General features: G+C 57.8%; 11 protein-coding genes and 2 pseudogenes. 7 read left to right on the plus strand and 6 right to left on the minus strand.

All coding sequences use genetic code 11. The features are described 5' to 3' along the window. Positions 1 to 177 precede the first annotated feature (177 nt). On the plus strand, positions 178 to 408 hold the full coding sequence (locus ACYCZJ_RS15615; protein WP_461555150.1) for a hypothetical protein: 231 nt from the start codon (positions 178 to 180) through the stop codon (positions 406 to 408). A 289-nt stretch (positions 409 to 697) separates the two neighbouring features. Here ACYCZJ_RS15615 and ACYCZJ_RS15620 read toward each other — a convergent pair. Next, positions 698 to 1,162, minus strand: a pseudogene (locus ACYCZJ_RS15620) (transposase); the annotation flags it as partial. Between the two features lie 112 nt (positions 1,163 to 1,274). Here ACYCZJ_RS15620 and istA point away from each other — a divergent pair. Both istA and istB read left to right on the plus strand, forming a co-directional pair. Continuing rightward, positions 1,275 to 2,774 carry an IS21 family transposase gene (gene istA / locus ACYCZJ_RS15625; RefSeq protein WP_461555151.1) on the plus strand — a complete coding sequence of 500 codons (1,500 nt, stop codon included), beginning with the start codon at positions 1,275 to 1,277 and terminating at the stop codon, positions 2,772 to 2,774. Beyond that, entirely contained in the window at positions 2,764 to 3,531 is a 768-nt protein-coding gene (istB, locus tag ACYCZJ_RS15630; RefSeq protein ID WP_461555152.1) for an IS21-like element helper ATPase IstB, read from the plus strand. Before istA ends, istB begins: the two co-directional genes overlap by 11 nt. Before the next feature lie 28 nt (positions 3,532 to 3,559). Here the strand turns inward: istB and ACYCZJ_RS15635 are convergent. The 5 genes and pseudogenes from ACYCZJ_RS15635 to ACYCZJ_RS15655 all read right to left on the minus strand — a co-directional run. Continuing rightward, positions 3,560 to 4,497 (minus strand): annotated as a pseudogene (locus ACYCZJ_RS15635) (IS3 family transposase); the annotation flags it as partial. 274 nt (positions 4,498 to 4,771) lie between these two features. Beyond that, a complete protein-coding gene (locus tag ACYCZJ_RS15640) occupies positions 4,772 to 5,281 on the minus strand; it encodes an FxDxF family PEP-CTERM protein (protein WP_461555153.1) in 510 nt (169 codons plus the stop codon). A 192-nt stretch (positions 5,282 to 5,473) separates the two neighbouring features. Next, positions 5,474 to 6,433: a trypsin-like serine protease gene (locus ACYCZJ_RS15645; protein ID WP_461555154.1), complete on the minus strand. Its 960-nt coding sequence runs from the start codon at positions 6,431 to 6,433 to the stop codon at positions 5,474 to 5,476. A gap of 130 nt (positions 6,434 to 6,563) precedes the next feature. Beyond that, positions 6,564 to 7,361, minus strand: coding sequence for a PEP-CTERM sorting domain-containing protein (locus tag ACYCZJ_RS15650; protein ID WP_461555155.1), 798 nt, complete (start codon positions 7,359 to 7,361; stop codon positions 6,564 to 6,566). Positions 7,362 to 7,974: 613 nt separating this feature from the next. Further along, positions 7,975 to 10,119, minus strand: coding sequence for a S8 family serine peptidase (locus tag ACYCZJ_RS15655; protein ID WP_461555156.1), 2,145 nt, complete (start codon positions 10,117 to 10,119; stop codon positions 7,975 to 7,977). Positions 10,120 to 10,387: 268 nt separating this feature from the next. On the opposite strand from ACYCZJ_RS15655, the gene ACYCZJ_RS15660 reads away from it, so the two are divergent. The 4 genes from ACYCZJ_RS15660 to ACYCZJ_RS15675 form a co-directional block, all read left to right on the plus strand. Continuing rightward, positions 10,388 to 10,939 (plus strand): exosortase/archaeosortase family protein, encoded by a 552-nt coding sequence (locus ACYCZJ_RS15660; protein WP_461555157.1) that lies wholly within the window; start codon positions 10,388 to 10,390, stop codon positions 10,937 to 10,939. Next, positions 10,920 to 11,567: a hypothetical protein gene (locus ACYCZJ_RS15665; protein ID WP_461555158.1), complete on the plus strand. Its 648-nt coding sequence runs from the start codon at positions 10,920 to 10,922 to the stop codon at positions 11,565 to 11,567. Before ACYCZJ_RS15660 ends, ACYCZJ_RS15665 begins: the two co-directional genes overlap by 20 nt. Positions 11,568 to 11,653: 86 nt before the next feature. Continuing rightward, positions 11,654 to 13,060, plus strand: a complete 1,407-nt coding sequence (locus ACYCZJ_RS15670; RefSeq protein WP_461555159.1) for a putative Ig domain-containing protein — start codon at positions 11,654 to 11,656, stop codon at positions 13,058 to 13,060. A 60-nt stretch (positions 13,061 to 13,120) separates the two neighbouring features. Further along, positions 13,121 to 16,597 (plus strand): DUF6531 domain-containing protein (locus tag ACYCZJ_RS15675; protein ID WP_461555160.1); only part of this gene is annotated, 3,477 nt, incomplete at its 3' end.

A 16,597-nucleotide genomic window follows, 5' to 3' on the forward strand; every position in this document is an offset into this window, starting at 1 on the left:
GATAATACTCATGACTTTCCCCTCCTGGTGGTGTTGATGAAATCGAGAAATTCCATCATGGCACTTTTGATGCCGTTCGCGGCAACTTCGCCGCAGCCTCGGGACGGGGAAGTCCCTTTCATTCGTTAGGGTTACTTATTTTAATTTTTACGTGGTTCTTAAAAAAGGAGATTTAAAATGGGCGAATGGTCTGAATACATTGAGGATTTTCCAGAAGAAAATCCCGCAAATTTGGTCAATGGTCACTACAATCCTACCGAGGCTGCCCGTCTACGAGCAGTTGATGAAAAGAATAGGCAAGTTGCACAACAATCCCAAGCATTGCAACGAAAAATGTTTGAAATGGCTGCCGAAGCAAAAAGTGCTTCCACTAAAACTACCAAAATCAAGCCTGATGGCAAACCCTAACGAATAAGGTTAGATCGTGCGCAGCCACGATCTGAACCGTTTGTTGGACGAGCCCGGTCCTGAGCGTGATCGAGCCTCGCAGAAAATATCTTTTTGGAAACCACCCCGGATGAGCCTTGACCCAAAGGCCGTGCGTTCGATTGCCCGTTTTATCGGTTCCATTGCGGCAGCCGATGCCTGATTTTGGGGCTGCGGGGCTGATTGAGCGCCGATGCCAGGCAAGCGTGTCCCTCAGCTTTCAGGCACTGCGTTCCTTCACCTGCTGTCGATTGCCGATGCGCTTACATGGTCACTGCGCACCTCGAATCACAATGGGAACCGGCAGCGGTCCTGCGAACACCGATCGAATCCGCGTCCGCACAATCAGCATCACCGCACCGCAGCACGCGCACAGGATCGGCGCGCGCTGCTTGACCCATGCCATCGTCTGACCCGGATCGAACCTGAGCAGAATGTGCAGCAAGGCGATCAGGCGCTTGCAGTTGGGGTGCAGAAAGCCGAAGTTGCGCGCACGTCGAAAACCTTTGGGCAACACATGCTGCAGCACCAGCCAGAGGAACTGCGCACCGGACACGGTCCGCCGTTCCATCCTGCCCATCCTGGCGTTGCGATACCGGAAGCTGACCATGCCGTTGTCGCAGGCGACGATGTCCTGTTCGCGGATGACGCCCCGGTACAGATAGCGCCCCAGATAGATGAGCGCCTTCTCGCCGCTGCCGACGGATTTGCAGTCCACCACCCAGTCTTTCGGGTGTCAAACAGCGTGCAAAACTTTCCAGATTAGGGGTGGAAACAGCGTCCAATAGTTTCCACCCCAGCATGTAATCATCCGGCGTTTTGAGCCGGGGGTATCTGGAGTGTTTTATATGGACATGATTTACGAAATTCGTCGGCGGCATCTGGTACAAAAGCAAACGATCACGGCGATTGCCCGTGACATGGGCGTTTCTCGCCCGACGGTGCGCAAGCATCTCAAAACGGTCGAAGAACCCCAGTACGTGCGTGAGCACCCAGCCTCACCGAGGCTGGATCAATTTGAGGAACAACTCAGGCAATGGCTGACTGACGAAGCCAAACTTCCAAGACCACGCCGCCGCACCGCGCATCGACTATTCGAGGGCTTGCAGGAAATCGGCTACAGCGGCGCCTATGACAGCGTGCAGCGTTTCGTCAAACGCTGGAAATCCAACCATATTGGCCCCAAGCTGACCGAAGCCTTCGTCCCGATGCTGTTTCAACCCGGGGACGCCTGCCAGTTTGACTGGAGTCAGGAGCAGGTGGAGCTGGGCGGCATCATTCAAACGATTAAAGTGGCGCACTTCCGCATGGCCTATAGCCGGCAGATGTTTGTGGTGGCTTACCCGCGAGAAACGCAGGAGATGGTGCTTGATGCACACAATCGCGCTTTTGCCTTCTTCGGCGGCGTGCCTGCCCGTCTGATTTACGACAACCTCAAGACGGTAGTCGATACGGTATACACGGGCAAGGATCGCCAGTTTAACCGGCGTTTTTTAACGCTGGCCAATCATTATCTGTTTGAACCGGTCGCCTGCACGCCCGCCTCCGGCTGGGAGAAGGGTCAGGTTGAGAACCAGGTCGGCAATGTGCGTGAATGGCTGTTCACGCCCCTGGCGCGTTTTGCTTCGTTTGCCGGTTTGAATGACTGGCTCGGTACCCGCTGCAAAGAATTGGCGCAGCGCAGCCATCCTGCGCACAGTTTGCGCACCATTGCCGCCGTCTTTGCTGACGAACAGCCACTGCTGCGGCCTGTTACAGCCTGGTTTGATGGCTATGTTGAACACATGATGCGGGCGTCCTCGACCTGTCTAATCAGGGTGGATCGCAATCGCTATAGTGTGCCCGCCAGCGCCGCCGGTCAGGCGGTTTCTGTTCGTACCACGGCCGATCAGGTTCGCGTTGTGGCGCAGGGTGAAGTCATTGCTGCCCATCCACGCTCGTTCGGCCGAGACCAATTGATTTGCGATCCCTGGCATTACCTGCCGGTGCTGGAGAAGAAACCCGGTGCGCTACGCAATGGCGCACCCTTTGTGGCATGGGACTTGCCCCTCCCCATTCAGAGGGTGCGTGACCGCATCCTGAAACAACCCAAAGGAGACCGCGCCTTTGTTGAGCTGCTGATGCTGGCAGGAGAAGCGGGGCTGGATGCGCTGACGGTCGCCTGCGAATTGGTACTGGAGCACGGCGTTGTCAGTGCAGCGGTGGTGATGAACGAACTGCGCCGTCTCATTGCGCCGCATTTGCCTGCGGCAATGAACAACATCCCTGATGGCATTGCCTTGACGCTTGAGCCGCTTGCCAATTGCCAGCGCTACGATCATCTGCTGGGGGCAAGCAATGTCCATTGACCATGCGACAAGTTTAAAGGCGCTGCAGTTGTATGGCATGGCAACGGCATGGGGTGAGTTGCAGGCAGAAAAGCCCAGACAAACCCATCGCCCTGAAAGCTGGATGGAGCGTCTGATTGCGGCAGAACAAACCGATCGCCAGCTCAAGAGCTTGCGCTATCAGCTCAAGGCCGCTCGCTTCCCGATCCACCGGGATTTGCTCGGCATTGATTGGGCTGAAACACCGTTGTCGCAGGCAGTGGTTGAGCAATTTGCCAGCGCGGCCTTCATGGAAACCGCACACAACCTGATCCTGGTCGGGGGTACGGGAACAGGCAAATCGCATCTGGCCACCGCCATTGGCGTGGCGGCGATCCATCACGGCAAACGAGTACGTTTCTTTAATGCGGTCGATCTGGTCAATCAGTTAGAGCGGGAGAAGAATCTGGGTCGTGTCGGTAATCTGGCCAAGCAACTGTGCCTGGTGGATGCCGTCATTTTAGATGAGCTGGGTTATTTGCCGTTTCCGGCGTCGAGCGGTGCACTGCTGTTCCATCTCATTAGCCAACTTTATGAGAAGACCTCTTTGATCATTACCACGAATCTGTCGTTCGGCGAATGGGTACAGGTGTTCGGCGATGCGAAGATGACAACCGCTTTACTGGATCGCGTTACCCATCATTGCGACATCCTTGAAACAGGCAACGATTCCTACCGCTTCAAGCAGCGTAAAAATCACCCTCAGAATGCTGGAAAAGTGGAAACTATTGGACGCTGATTGGTGGAAAGTATTGGACGCTGTTTGACACCGTGCGGTTATAACGCTCCACATAAGCATTCTGCTGCGGATTGCCAGGCTGAATAAAGTCGATGCGGATGCCGCGCTTTTTTGCCCATGCCAGCGTGACGGCGCTGATGTATTCCGGGCCGTTGTCGCAGCGGATCGCCTTCGGTGCGCCGCGCCACTCGATGACCTGGTCCAGCGATCGGACGACACGCTCTGACGGCAGCGAGAAATCGACGTCGATGCACAGCCCTTCCCGGTTGAAATCGTCGATCACGTTGAAGAGCCGGATGCTGCGGCCATCGGCCAACTGATCGTGCATGAAGTCCATCGACCATACTTCATTGATCTGCGCCGGCACCGCCAGTGCCAGCGGTTTCTCACGCACCAGGCGCTGTCTTGGCTTGATGCGCAGGTTCAGTTCCAACTCCCGGTAGATGCGGTAGACGCGTTTGTGGTTCCAGCCGAACTGCTTCACGTTGCGCAGGTACAGGAAGCACAGGCCGAAGCCCCAGTTGCGCTGGTGCGTGGTCAGCCGGATCAACCAGTCGGCAATCGCTTCATTTTCCGACGATAGTCGGGCGCGATAGCGGTAGCAGGTTTCGCTGATGCCAAACGCTGCACACGCCGTGCGAATGCTGAGCTGCTTGTCCTGTACCGCCCACCAGGCCATCTCGCGACGCGAAGACGGCCTCACCACTTTTTTGACATGGCCTCCTTGAGCACGTCGGCCTGCAGTTGCACCTCGGCATACATCTTCTTTAAACGGCGGTTCTCGTCCTCCAGCTCCTTCAGGCGCGACATCATCGAGACGTCCATGCCGCCAAACCGGGCGCGCCATTTGTAGAACGTTGCCGAGCTCATGCCATGCTCGCGGCACAGGTCAGGGACGAGGCTGCCAGCCTCTGCTTGCTTCAAAATCTGCATGATCTGGCTGTCGGTAAAGCGGGATGTCTTCATGTAAAAATTCCTCAAAAAATCTCATTTAAGAAAATTCTACTTTCAAATGCCTCTTTTTAGTGGGGGGATTACCGTGCTATCCCACAACACCGCCCGCGACAATTGCATTGACCTGCTCTACGCTCCACTGCATCCCGTCGGTAATGTTCTGCGGGATGTTCCGTAAGCAAAGGCCAGCTTGCAACATAAGGGCTACACAAGCTATTCTAAAAACGTGGGTAAGCTGTAAACAGCTTACCCACGAAGATCACCAGTTGATCGAGACGCGCGTGAATTAAATGATTTTTCGACGGGCGCGTGCGACCAGGATTACCAAACCCAGACCGGCCAGCATCAAGGCATAGGTTTCGGGTTCAGGCACAGCAGCGACGGCGAACGTATAGATGCCTCCTGAACTGCCAATAGCGTTACCTGCGATATTCACGTAATAGTTACCGGAACCAAGTATTGCGCTAAAGGAGACGGGATCATAGCTACCGACAGCCTGTGTTGCGCCCGTAATAAAGTTATTGCTGGAATCAAACAGACTGGCGCTAAGACCTTGAATGTTATATACGCTCAGGCTACCCAGATTCAGCACTAGCTGAACGGCAGCCGCCGCTACGGAAGGATTGTTGCCTACTGTCATATTGTAGGTATCCTGAAAGCTGCCAGGAGCCACAATAGACGTATTGTTATATGGCTCCGTAGTCAAAGTGCCTGCATTATAGATTGCTGCCTGGGAAACTGTAGTACCCAGACTCAAGGCCGCTACCGCAGCCAGTTTAAGCATAGTACGCATCATGAAAACTCCTATTCAATGTGGGTTGCACTGGAGTTTCAGTATACAAAGGCTCTATGGTAGAAATATTTCTTATACAGGCCCAGGTTATGAGCTATTCGGACTACGATAACGGCAGTACCAAACCGGGACTCGATAGATAAACCGCACCCATTTTCCAGCGCTCCTGCAGAAAATGTCCGTCAACCACGAAACTCAGTCCGCGCGACGCGCTACGGCAAAAGCGATAACACTCAGGCCGGAAAGCCAGAGGAATCCGGTCTGAGGCTCAGGTACGGGTGACACAATCGATTCTACCCAGGGAGAATAAGCCGACATCAGCATGCCGCCACCGGTAGAACCAAAAACCGGCCCACCACCGCCCATCGTACGAATAAAAGTATTAATGCCCACCAACGTCCACTTACTCTGGCTGTCCTGAACAAAGCTGGGGCTTCCGGAATCGCCGCCCGCCAGCATGCCTTCTATCATGTTGCCCAAAGTGAAATTGCGTGGGATATTGGAACCAAAAACATTGCTGGATGCGCGAGCACCGTCGAAATCGAATTCATAGGCTACCGCCTGCCTGGTCCAACCATCAACATCGCCATACAACATGTCCACACGGTTTTCTGCCACGCGCTTGACTGCAGGATTGGCACCCACAGTGATGCCCACATCGCCTGAGCCACCACTGCCATAGCCTACGAAAGTAATCACGTCTCCACGCGCAAGCGGAACCCCGGAAATCGGATACACCGGCACATCCTCCGGCACATGTCCATTCAACTTGATAATAGCCAAATCGTCATGAGCAATACCGCCGGGAGATACAAGTGCGCCAGTATAACGGGGATTGACATGCACCTCTGCAGTGCCGAATTTCTCGGTCAAGGCACCACCATAGTTCAAATTAAACTGAATTTTCGTGGGATCCACACCATTGACTACATGCGCGGCAGTCAACACGTATTGGTCGCTGATCAGCACTCCGGAATACTTACCACCGTTGATTGAAATCGAACCCACACCAGCAAAGGGCGAGCTTTTACTGTTCGCATCCACATGGGCGGCGGGGGAATCCGGGGCAACGCCACCGATAATTGCATGCGCCTGATCTGTCAGCGCCAATACCAAAAAAACCAATCCCAATAGTTGCAGCGTTTTCTTATTCATTTTTACGGAAATCGATCAGATGACACTCCTGCCCGTAGGAAGTATCTGTCAAATACTGCCCGGGAAAACCTTCTTGAAAACAAAGAGCACAGTCAACCCATGCTCTTTGATCTTGCGATGGCCACATCGATTATTGCTGATTACGGCGACGCAAACCGAGGTAGCCCAGTAAACCCACGCCCAGCAACATCATGCTCCATGTAGAAGCCTCGGGAACGGGACTCACATTAAATGTAATACCCGCATATTTTTTTTCCGTGAAAGCCAACTGTGGGCCAGTATCGGCCTGGGTATACGCTAACAGAATGTTTTCCAGCGTGACGCGGGCACTCCCGGCGTTATTCCAGGCAGCGCTATTCAGATCTGCATTCGCGCTGGCAGTCCAGTTGTGGTTAATACCATCTTTGAAGGCAAGCGGAGCGGTCGGCGCGATTGAACTGACAATTTCCATCGACGGATTTGCATTGTTGCGCACCCGCATTTGACCCAGCGCATTCACGAAGCTGTTTTGCCCCATCATCAAATAATCACCGCCCTCGTTCAAATCAACTGAAGTTAAACGTAAATTCGCAGAAGGCTTGAGCAAAAAATCAAAGTTACTGGTCTGGCTGGTGAGGCTGATGCCAGCACCATTGGTGGAAATGGCCTTGAAACTGGTTGGGGTGAAAAACAGCGTATTGCCGGACAGGGTCGGTGTGCCAAACAACCCAACCAGCGCATCGTCATAAGTGACGGAAAATGACGCTCCATCAAGCGTTACCGGGGCCGCCTGGACGTATCCCGCCGCACTCGTCAAAGCGATAGCAAGCAATAGTTTATTTGCAGTGAACATGATCGGTACTCCCAAGAATTCATCATCAAAGTTTGATTGGCTTGAATTCAGGCCAATCCCTAAACAACGGTCGAACTGGAATACCGAATTTTTCAAACATACCAATTGAAATTTCTCGGATAACCCAGGATAAGGCGGGTGTCTCTGTACGCGCGGAAAACAATTACCCCATTTTAGCGTGCAGTACTGTGCGCTGTTCTGATTATACCGAGCCAATATTTCACTCAGCTTACCCGCTCAGTACCCTTACATAGGTCACTCGGTCTATGAATCCTTATCCGAAGCAATTGTATTTCCATGGTGCTTGGATAACGGCCAAGTTGATGGTGGTCGCGCGTTAGGTGTCCAGTCACCTATGAAGCAATACCTAGGCCAGATCTGGCTTTATGCGTACAGATCCAGAGGTTTACTCGGCAATGAGACGAGATTATTGGAATGACGGTTCGCCTTACACACGCGGAATAAGTGCAGAGGATGGTAGCTGGAACCCGGGCCGATCAGCAGTGTCTTGCCGTTTCGGCAATATAGATGAATTTGCTACGTAGGGAATTGTGCAGGATGCTCCGGAATACCCGGAGCTGTTGACTCACAACATTCGATTTCGGGAGCGCATCACGCCGTTTCTTCACTGGATCGTTTGAAGCCATCAATGCCATTAAGCGCGCAGATGCAGGCCAAGGATGGTTTCGCTATTGCAACCTTATGCCGTTTACAATAGCTGTCGCCGCGGCCAGAGAATGTGACTCAACAATAATATCGCCATGAGCCCAATACCCCACTGCGGCAAGGTCGGGATATCTGCGCTGTCGGCAGCAATGTTAATTACCACAGTGGCGCTGTTATTGGCAGTGGCTGAATCGGGCAGATCCGAAGTCACGCTCACAGACAAGTTTGCGGTCCCTGAGGCACCCCACATTACGGTGATATTGAGTACTACAGTTGCGGTAGCTTGCAAGGTACCAACCGGGCAGGTGACCACAGTTCCGCTTACCGCGCATCCTGCCGTCCCTTCCACAAAACTTGCGTCTGGTGGCAAAGTGGCGGAGACGCTGACATTCGTCGCCGCCTGGGGCCCCGAATTGGATACACTGATTGAGTAAGCAGCCGTGGAATACGCCACGCCGTTGGTAGGCCCCGCGACACTGGCTGACAAATTCGCCTGTGCTGCGGTATTGAGCGCCCAATTTAACGCTATATTTCCACTTGCCCCATTGGCCCCATCCACGGCGATTTCGTATTCCACCCCGGACTGCGCCTCGAACAACAGGCTGCTCACACCATTCGCGGTGCCATCGTTGTCATTGGCTGCGATGGGAGTCAGCGCATTGATGGCGGTTCCGCCATACACGGCAAGCAAGGTATCAAAACTGCTGCCATGGGTGTCCAGGCTGACCTGGCCCGCCGCTGGCGCAGTCCACTTCCACCAGACCGAGCGGCCGCTGGCGTTACCCGCATGACTGGGCTCGCCGGGCTCCTGGGTGGCGAGCCGATTTTGCCCGGTTGTATTACCCGCACTGCCGCTCAGCGTGAAACGAGCAACGAAATCATCATTGGCCGGGCGAGTGGCGGCGAGCAGATTCAGGCGTGGCTTGACGATGCCGTTGCGAGGGTCGGTCAACGCAACACCGTTACCGGTCAGGCGGGTTGCCGTTTGGTCGAGCGTCTCCGTCGCAAACGCAGAGCGCAGAACCGCGACCGCCCCTGCTACATGAGGCGATGCCTGCGATGTACCACCCTCGGTGTACCCACCAGCCGTTACCAATGCACCAGGTGCCAGCAGCGTCAGAAAATTCGCGCTATTGGAAAAGCATGTAATCTGATCCGCTTGGGTTGTCGTATCGCTGCACAGGCCTGCCCCCCAATTAATTCCACCATAGTTGGCATCGTAAACCGCACCCACCGAAATCACACCGGGGGTGCATGCCGGATTTGCTATTGCATCAGAATAAGCGTCGTTACCGGCGGCCGCTACTACGCTGATGCCGGCAGATCGGGCGTTACCCACCGGAGTAAGGAAAGGATTGCCGCTGCTACAGGGCACGGTGTTCCTGCTGCCGTCACCCAGACTCATATTGATCGCTGCGATGTGGTAGGTGGGCTGATTGGCAATCGCCCAGTTCATCGCCGAGATAACGTCCGAGGTGTAGGCCGACGTGCCGGAGAACGCGTTGAGCATGGCAATACGGCTATCTGGCGCCACGCCAAGAGCTATCGCGGAGACATTGGTGCCATGGCTGGTATCGGTGGTTCCCGTACCGAAATTGACCGAGGCCACCACATGGCAGCTGGCGGGCGTGCCTGGTGCCGTGCACGAGCCGAAGGCGGAACGCGTGTAGTCGATGCCATTGTCGATCACCGCGACGGTCGTGCCATTGCCTTTGTCTGCGGCGCTGGCTACCGCAGGCTGGCCAATGAACGGCAGACTCACGGTCAGTACAGGATGAAATTCCCGGTTCGGGTAGACCGCCTTGACTGCCGGATTAGCCAGGATGGCTTGTAATGCTGCCATCGAGTGGAAACGCCTGTACGCCATGGGCAGATGACTATAGTCACGCAGCGTCTCTATGTCAGGGCGTGCTATCGCACGATCAACTTTAAGCTTGATGGCCTTATATTGTTGAGCCTTCAGCACGAGAATCCCGGCATCATCATGCACGAGTCCGGCATGTCGACGCATGTCTGCGGCCTTTTGCTCTACTGCACTGGATTGATATTCCACAATCAGATCAACCGATTTCCCGGCCAGCAGGCGGCTTTCGATCGCCGCCGGCAATACAGCAGGCTGTGCAAAGCAGGTGCCTAACCAGATCAGAAACAGCACAATGGCAGTAACGAAAAATCGATAGATAGACAATGATGGTCACTTGGAAGTGGCAATAGAACCGGAGAGTATCGACCATGCATGACAGTTATGTGATGTAGCTCATAGTCCGAAATACTGCCTGAAAGCGCGAGACAGCAGTCATGCTTCAAATTTGAATAAATGACCCAGGTTTTAACAACCTCGCTGTCACATCTGCGTCATCATGCCCGCAGTAGACTGTATGTGGACATTTCTCCCATAGCGTTACCCTCCCCCGCCATGGTGGTGCACCATCGGGAGAGCCCCACAGCGAGCCATCATGCCCGACACCCACTACGCCGCCCTGCTGCACGCCGACGCCCAGGCTCACGCCCGGCGTCGCCAGCCACTACGTCTGATCCTGATCTTCCTGGCGGTATTTTTTTCCTTGCAGTACGGCTGGGAGATGAGCCGCGACACCTGGCTGGAACGCACCGTCATCAACCACGCCACCGTCATGCCCGCAGCCTGGCTGATCAATGCGCTGGGTAGCGCAACGCCGGTACACGCCGATGCCTACCGCATCGTCTCACTACTGGCGCGGCTCAACATCCGCAACGGCTGCGAAGGCCTGGAGACGCTGTTTTTGCTGGTGGCGGCGTTTTTCAGCCAGCCCTTTCCCTGGAAAGCACGGCTGTGGGGAATCGCCCTGGGCACCTTGCTGGTGTATGGCTTGAATCAAGCCCGCATCGTGATCCTGTGGCACGCCTGGCTGGATCAGCGCAGCCTGTTCGGGGTATTGCACGGTACTGTGCTACCGCTGGTCATGATCGCCATTTGCCTGGCCTACTTCCTGGTATTCCTGGCGCGCCATGAATCTCACCCGGCGTGAAACGCTGGATATGCTGTGGCGCCTGGCGCTGGGCTTGCCGGTGCTGCTCGGGCTGGCCTGGCTCGGCGGCAGGGATTACGCCGGCTTCTTTGTGCCGTTATACAAATGGGTGCTGGGTCTGGCACTGCCCGGCTTCAGGGTGCTCAGCCTGGACATCCACCTCAATCACGAATACGTGTTTGCCACCGAGGTGATCGCTGAACACATACAGGTGCTGTACGGCCATCTGCTGCCCGCAGGCTTTTCTGTCCAGGCATCCACGCCGATGGCCATCGCGCTGCTCCATCCGCTGGTATTGGGCTTGGCGGCGCTGGTGTGGCCGCGGTTGAGCTGGCGCGGGCGGCTGCTGCGCGTGCTGGCTAGTCTGCCGCTGCTGGTGCTGCTGGAAATGCTGGACGTACCGCTGGTGCTGGCCAGTTCGATTCATGACCTGCTCAGCTTCAACCTGGCCCCGAACGGTGTCAGCGCACCCTGGCTGGTGGAATGGGTGCATGTGATGGATGGGGGCGGGCGTTTTGCGTTGAGCATTGCCGCAGCGGTGGGGGCGGCGGGGCTGCAGCGGGGGGTGGGACGGCTGGTCGGGCGCAGGGGGAGGATGCGACAGGCGCATAGTCCGAATGGGCTATGAAAGCTGAATCTTGATCCGCATGAAGTGTCATGAACGCCTACTAATCTGATCCCAAGAAATTAAAAAACTCACCCAGGGAGGGTGTCATGGGCTCGATGTCGCGTCGTGTGCTGGGTTGCGCCTGGATGATCGCCGGGCTGAGCGTGAATCTGGCGGCGCAGGCCGCCACGCCGGCACAGCTCGATGCTGTGCGCGCCAAAAGCCTGGCCTGGTTTTACACGCACCAGAACGGCGATGGCAGCTGGCAGACGGCTTCCGGAATCAAGACGCAACCCACCGCGCTGGCGATGGATGCGCTGGCCAACGCGGGGCTCAAATCGGCCCGCCCTTACGCCATGGCGCAAGCCTGGCTTGCCAATGCGCCCACCTCCAGCAACGACAGCCTGTCGCGCCAGGTCAACGCGCTCGCCCATAGCGGCGCCAATGTATCAGCCCTGACCCAGCGCCTGATTACACAGCGTGACGACACCACCAAAAGCTGGGGGGCGTACGCCAAATATCAGGGCGGTTTCCCCGATACCGCGCTGGCCATGGATGCGTTGCTTGCGTCCGGCGCAGCCTATGCGGATACCGGTTCTGGCCTGGGCTTCATCGCCTACAAACAGAATGCCGACGGGGGTTGGCCCAATAGCGCCACCGAACCCAACAGTGCGGCCAGCCGGCTGATTCCGACCGCGCAAAACGTGCTTACGCTGAGCCGCTATAAACCGCTGGGCTGGAATGTCGACAGCTATCTCACCAATGGCGTCAACTGGCTCAAGAGCCAGCAAAAGGGCGATGGCGGCTTCGCCGAAGATACCGGCGCCACCATCGGCAACCCCTACGATACGGCACTGGTGTATCAGGCCCTGAACCAGGCCAAGCTCGCCGGCAACGCCGCGGCGATCGGCGCGCAGACCACCCTCGACAACGCGCAAACTTTCCTCGTCAACAACCAGGGGACGGACGGTAGCTGGGGCGGCGATGCGCTGGCCACCGCCGTCGCCTTGCAGACTTTGCCCGCGACGACGCTGGCTGATACCGACAAGGACGGCGTTCCAGACGTGGTGGAAGCCTTGCTCGGCACCAATCCCGGCGTCGCCGATGCGCACGGCCTGACGGCCGGCAACGGCCAGAGCGTGATCGGCTTGACCGCATCCCTGCTGGTGGCGAATGCCACGGTCGGCGTGCCGTTCACTTACACCCTCAGTGCCAGCGGCGGCACCGCTCCCTACATCTACGCCATCGCCGCCGGCACGCTACCGGACGGATTGAGCCTGAATCCGGGTAGCGGGGTCATCAGCGGCACCCCCACCCGGAATGGACCGTTTAATTTCAACTATCAAGCTACCGATGCGAGCAGCGCCAGCCTCAGCACCGCGGGTCAAATCGTGGTGGCTGCGGCGGCCGTCGAGGATGGCGACGTGCCGACCTTGCCGGAGTGGGGCGCGATCCTCATGGCCGCCCTGCTCATGCTGAGCCAGTTACTACAAAACCGCAAACGGCGCAGCTAACCCGCGTGCGTCTGCATCCATCCATCACGTCCGCTTGATCGATTCAGGGAGAACAACATCATGAACCGCGGCCTGCGTTACCACTGTGCTCGCACTTGTCTGGTCTGGTTGCTCGCAGCAAGTTGCTGCGTAACCGGTGCGCAGGCGGCGCATACCGATCCCGCCCCCGTGCCGGCAGAGGTGGCGAGCCTGGTGGCCCGTTTCGTGGCGCCGGATCCGCTGTTCCAGAGCCTGCAGCAGAGCCTGGACGAAGCGACGGGGATGGTCAGGCAGATCGACGCCGAGCAGCACCAGGACAAACAGGAAGGCAAACCGGGATTGCGCGGTGGCCAGGCGATGCTCCTGCATGCCAAACGCCACGAGCTGAACAGCTACCGAGCCGAGATCCGAAAACGCCTGGATCAACAGGATGCGCGGCTGGCGGCGCTGGGCGAAACCCCCTCGCCCACCTTGCGCAGCCAGATCGAAGCGCGTTTCCAGCGCGTGATTCAAGCCCTTGATCAAATCGACCAGGCACCCGATGCCACGCAGCGTGCGGTCGCGATCGGCGCGGCACGGCAAGTGCTGCACGAGCTCGACGAACTGCCCAGACAGGCCCGCGCCGGCACCCTTACTCCGGAAGCGCCGACCTGGAAAAGCGAAGCTGCCCGCCCCTCCGAACAACCCATCAAAAGCAACAAAAAACCGCAATATCTCTCCTACCGGCAAGCGCCCGGCGACAACGTCTACGCTTTTCTGGGCAACACCCTGCTGGCGCCGGTTACGCCGCCGCAGGCCAGCACCTGCAACTTCACCGCAGCCGATCTGGCGGCGACCCAGGATGCGCCGATCACTCCGGAGATCCAGAGTCTGGCTGCCAGCCTCAACTACTCGGCGGTTAAAATCTTCCAGTACGTCGTCAACAATATCAAATACGAACCGTATTACGGCTCGCTCAAGGGTGCCAGCGGTGTGCTGTATACCCGGGCCGGCGGGCCCACCGACCAGGCGTCGTTGCTGATCGCGCTGCTGCGTGCCTCCAACATTCCGGCGCGCTACGTGCGTGGCACCGTGGACGTGCTCGATGGCAGCCCTGCCGCCGATGGCGGGCGCGTCGCGCATTGGGTCGGTGCCAAATCCTATGCCGGCGCCCAGGGCATATTGGCCCAGGGGCTGGCGCCTACGCATATCCAGCTGACCAGCGGTACTGGCGGCCCCGTGATTGGGGTAAGGGTGAGCCATGTCTGGGCCGAAGCCTGCGTGCCGTATGCGCATTACCGCGGCGCCGCCACCGACAACGCCGGCTTCCGCTGGATACCGCTCGATCCGAGCTTCAAGGACAACACCTATCAAGCCGGCATCGCCACCAACGTCAGCTTCGACTACGCCGGTTTCCTGGCCAAGCGCAGCGACACCCTGGCGCAGGAATGGTATCAACAGCAGGTGACCGGCGCGATCAAGACGGTCGCGCCCAATTACACCAACAACACCCTGGCGGATGTGCCCTACAAAGGCACGCAAATGCCGCTCACGGTGGATGTGCTGCCCGCGACCCTGCCCTACGAGGTGAGCGCCTTCACCAACTGGAGCAACAGCGGCACGCCCGAGACCGCCGATCTGCCGGATACGCATCGCTACAAGTTCGGCGTTAGCGTCATGAACAGCGGCGGCACGGTATTGGCACCGGCGGTGACGCTGTCGCTGCCGCAGACCGCCTTGAACCGCGTGACGCTGTCATTCCAGGGCGCCACAGGCACCGATCAGACCACGCTGTCCGGATGGCAAAACGACGCCAGCACGACTTCGGCCATGCCCTGCACCGTCAACGTAGTGCCGGTGGTCAAGCTGGAGGGTGTGGTACAAGCGACCGGTACCACGGCGGTGGGTTTGTGCACCACCAACAATCAGCTCGCTTTGAGTGTCAGCCTGGGCGAGCTGACCAACCCGACGGTCAATACCATCACCTACACCAATATCGGCGGTGCCAACTACCACGCGCTGCAGGCCTATGGCTTTCAAGCGTCGGATCGCCTCCTCGCCGAGCGCGCGGCCAAGCTGCTCAAGAACGTGAACACCTACCCCAACCCGGACGCGAACCTGGAGGAAACCGAAGGCGAATATCTGCACCTGGTGGGCTTGAAATACCTGCGCTACATTGCCGACGCCAACCAGACCATCGGCCGGATCGACGGCGGCTCGGGGCAGAGCGGCAACCATCTGGGCCTGGTGTCGACCGCCATGAAAGTGCAATACGTGTTCGACCTGCCGTTCGCGGTGGACCGTACCGGCCTGCTGGTGGACTTCCCCGGCGGCCAGAGCCGCAGCGTCGATCTGACAAGCGGCGGCAATGTCTGGAAAACCTTCCTGCTCAGCGGCTATGCTTCCTCCAATTACGAATCCTACATGTGGCAGGAGAACGCCCAGCGCGACGCGGTATCCACGGTGCGCGGCCTGCAGTTCGCCAACGAGACCGGCATCCCGGTGCTGAACATCACCGCCGCCAATGCGTCCACCCAGATGCCGCTGCTTACCAGCAACAGCAATGCCGCGCTCAACTACCCGGCGGGCACGGTGTCGACCATCCAGACCGCCGTCAACAACGGCTATACGGTCAACATTCCGCGCAGCCTGATTCAGGTCGCCAACTGGACCGGCGCGGTGTGGGAGCAGGAAAAGAACGACACCGTCAACGGCCGCATGTCAGCCGGTTATATCATCGGCGGCAGCTACGCCGGCGGCATAGCGCTGCCCCCCACGCCAACGACCCTGGTGTACAACTTCGGCACCGATCCGGGTATCAGTACCGCGCTGACCAATCTGTACGCCGGGCAGAACAACTTCCTCAACTCCGGCCCCGCCGCCAACGGCTGGAACAGCTTCATCAGCACGGCCGGCGATCCGGTTAACGTGTTGACCGGCAATCTGATCCACACCGAGCGCGATCTTTCCATCAAAGGCCGCGGTGGCCTGCCGCTGGTGTTCGAACGCACCTATAACTCGCGCCTGCCCGCCGACGGCCCGCTGGGCTTCGGCTGGACCCACAGCTTCAACCACTTCCTCAAGTTTTATGGGGTAGAGAACAACCTGGTCAAATTGAGCTGGGTCGACGGCAGCGGCGGCGAGAAATTCTTCAGCGCCGCGCCGGTCTCCGGCGGCGTCGGCGTCAACACCACGCTGAGCAACGCCCCCGGCGTCTTCGTCAGCTTCCAGCGCGCCGCCGACGGCACCTATACCATTCGCGAGAAGAATGGTCTCACCTACCACTTCCAGTCCAATGCCGGCAATACCGCCGGCCAGACCGCGCCGCTCACTTCGATCGTGGACCGCAACGGCAACACCCTGACGCTGGCCTATACCGGCAATAACCTGACCAGCGTCACCGACGGCCTGGGCCGGGCCTTGACCTTCAGCTATAGCGGCAGCCACCTCACCCAGATGCAGGACTGGAGCGGGCGCACCTACCAATACGGCTATGACGCCAACGGTAACCTGACCAGCTTCAAGAACCCGCTGGCGCTGGCAGGGTCGCAGAATCCGGTCAGCTACACCTATTACAGC

The organism is Sulfuriferula sp. (genome assembly GCF_054605375.1).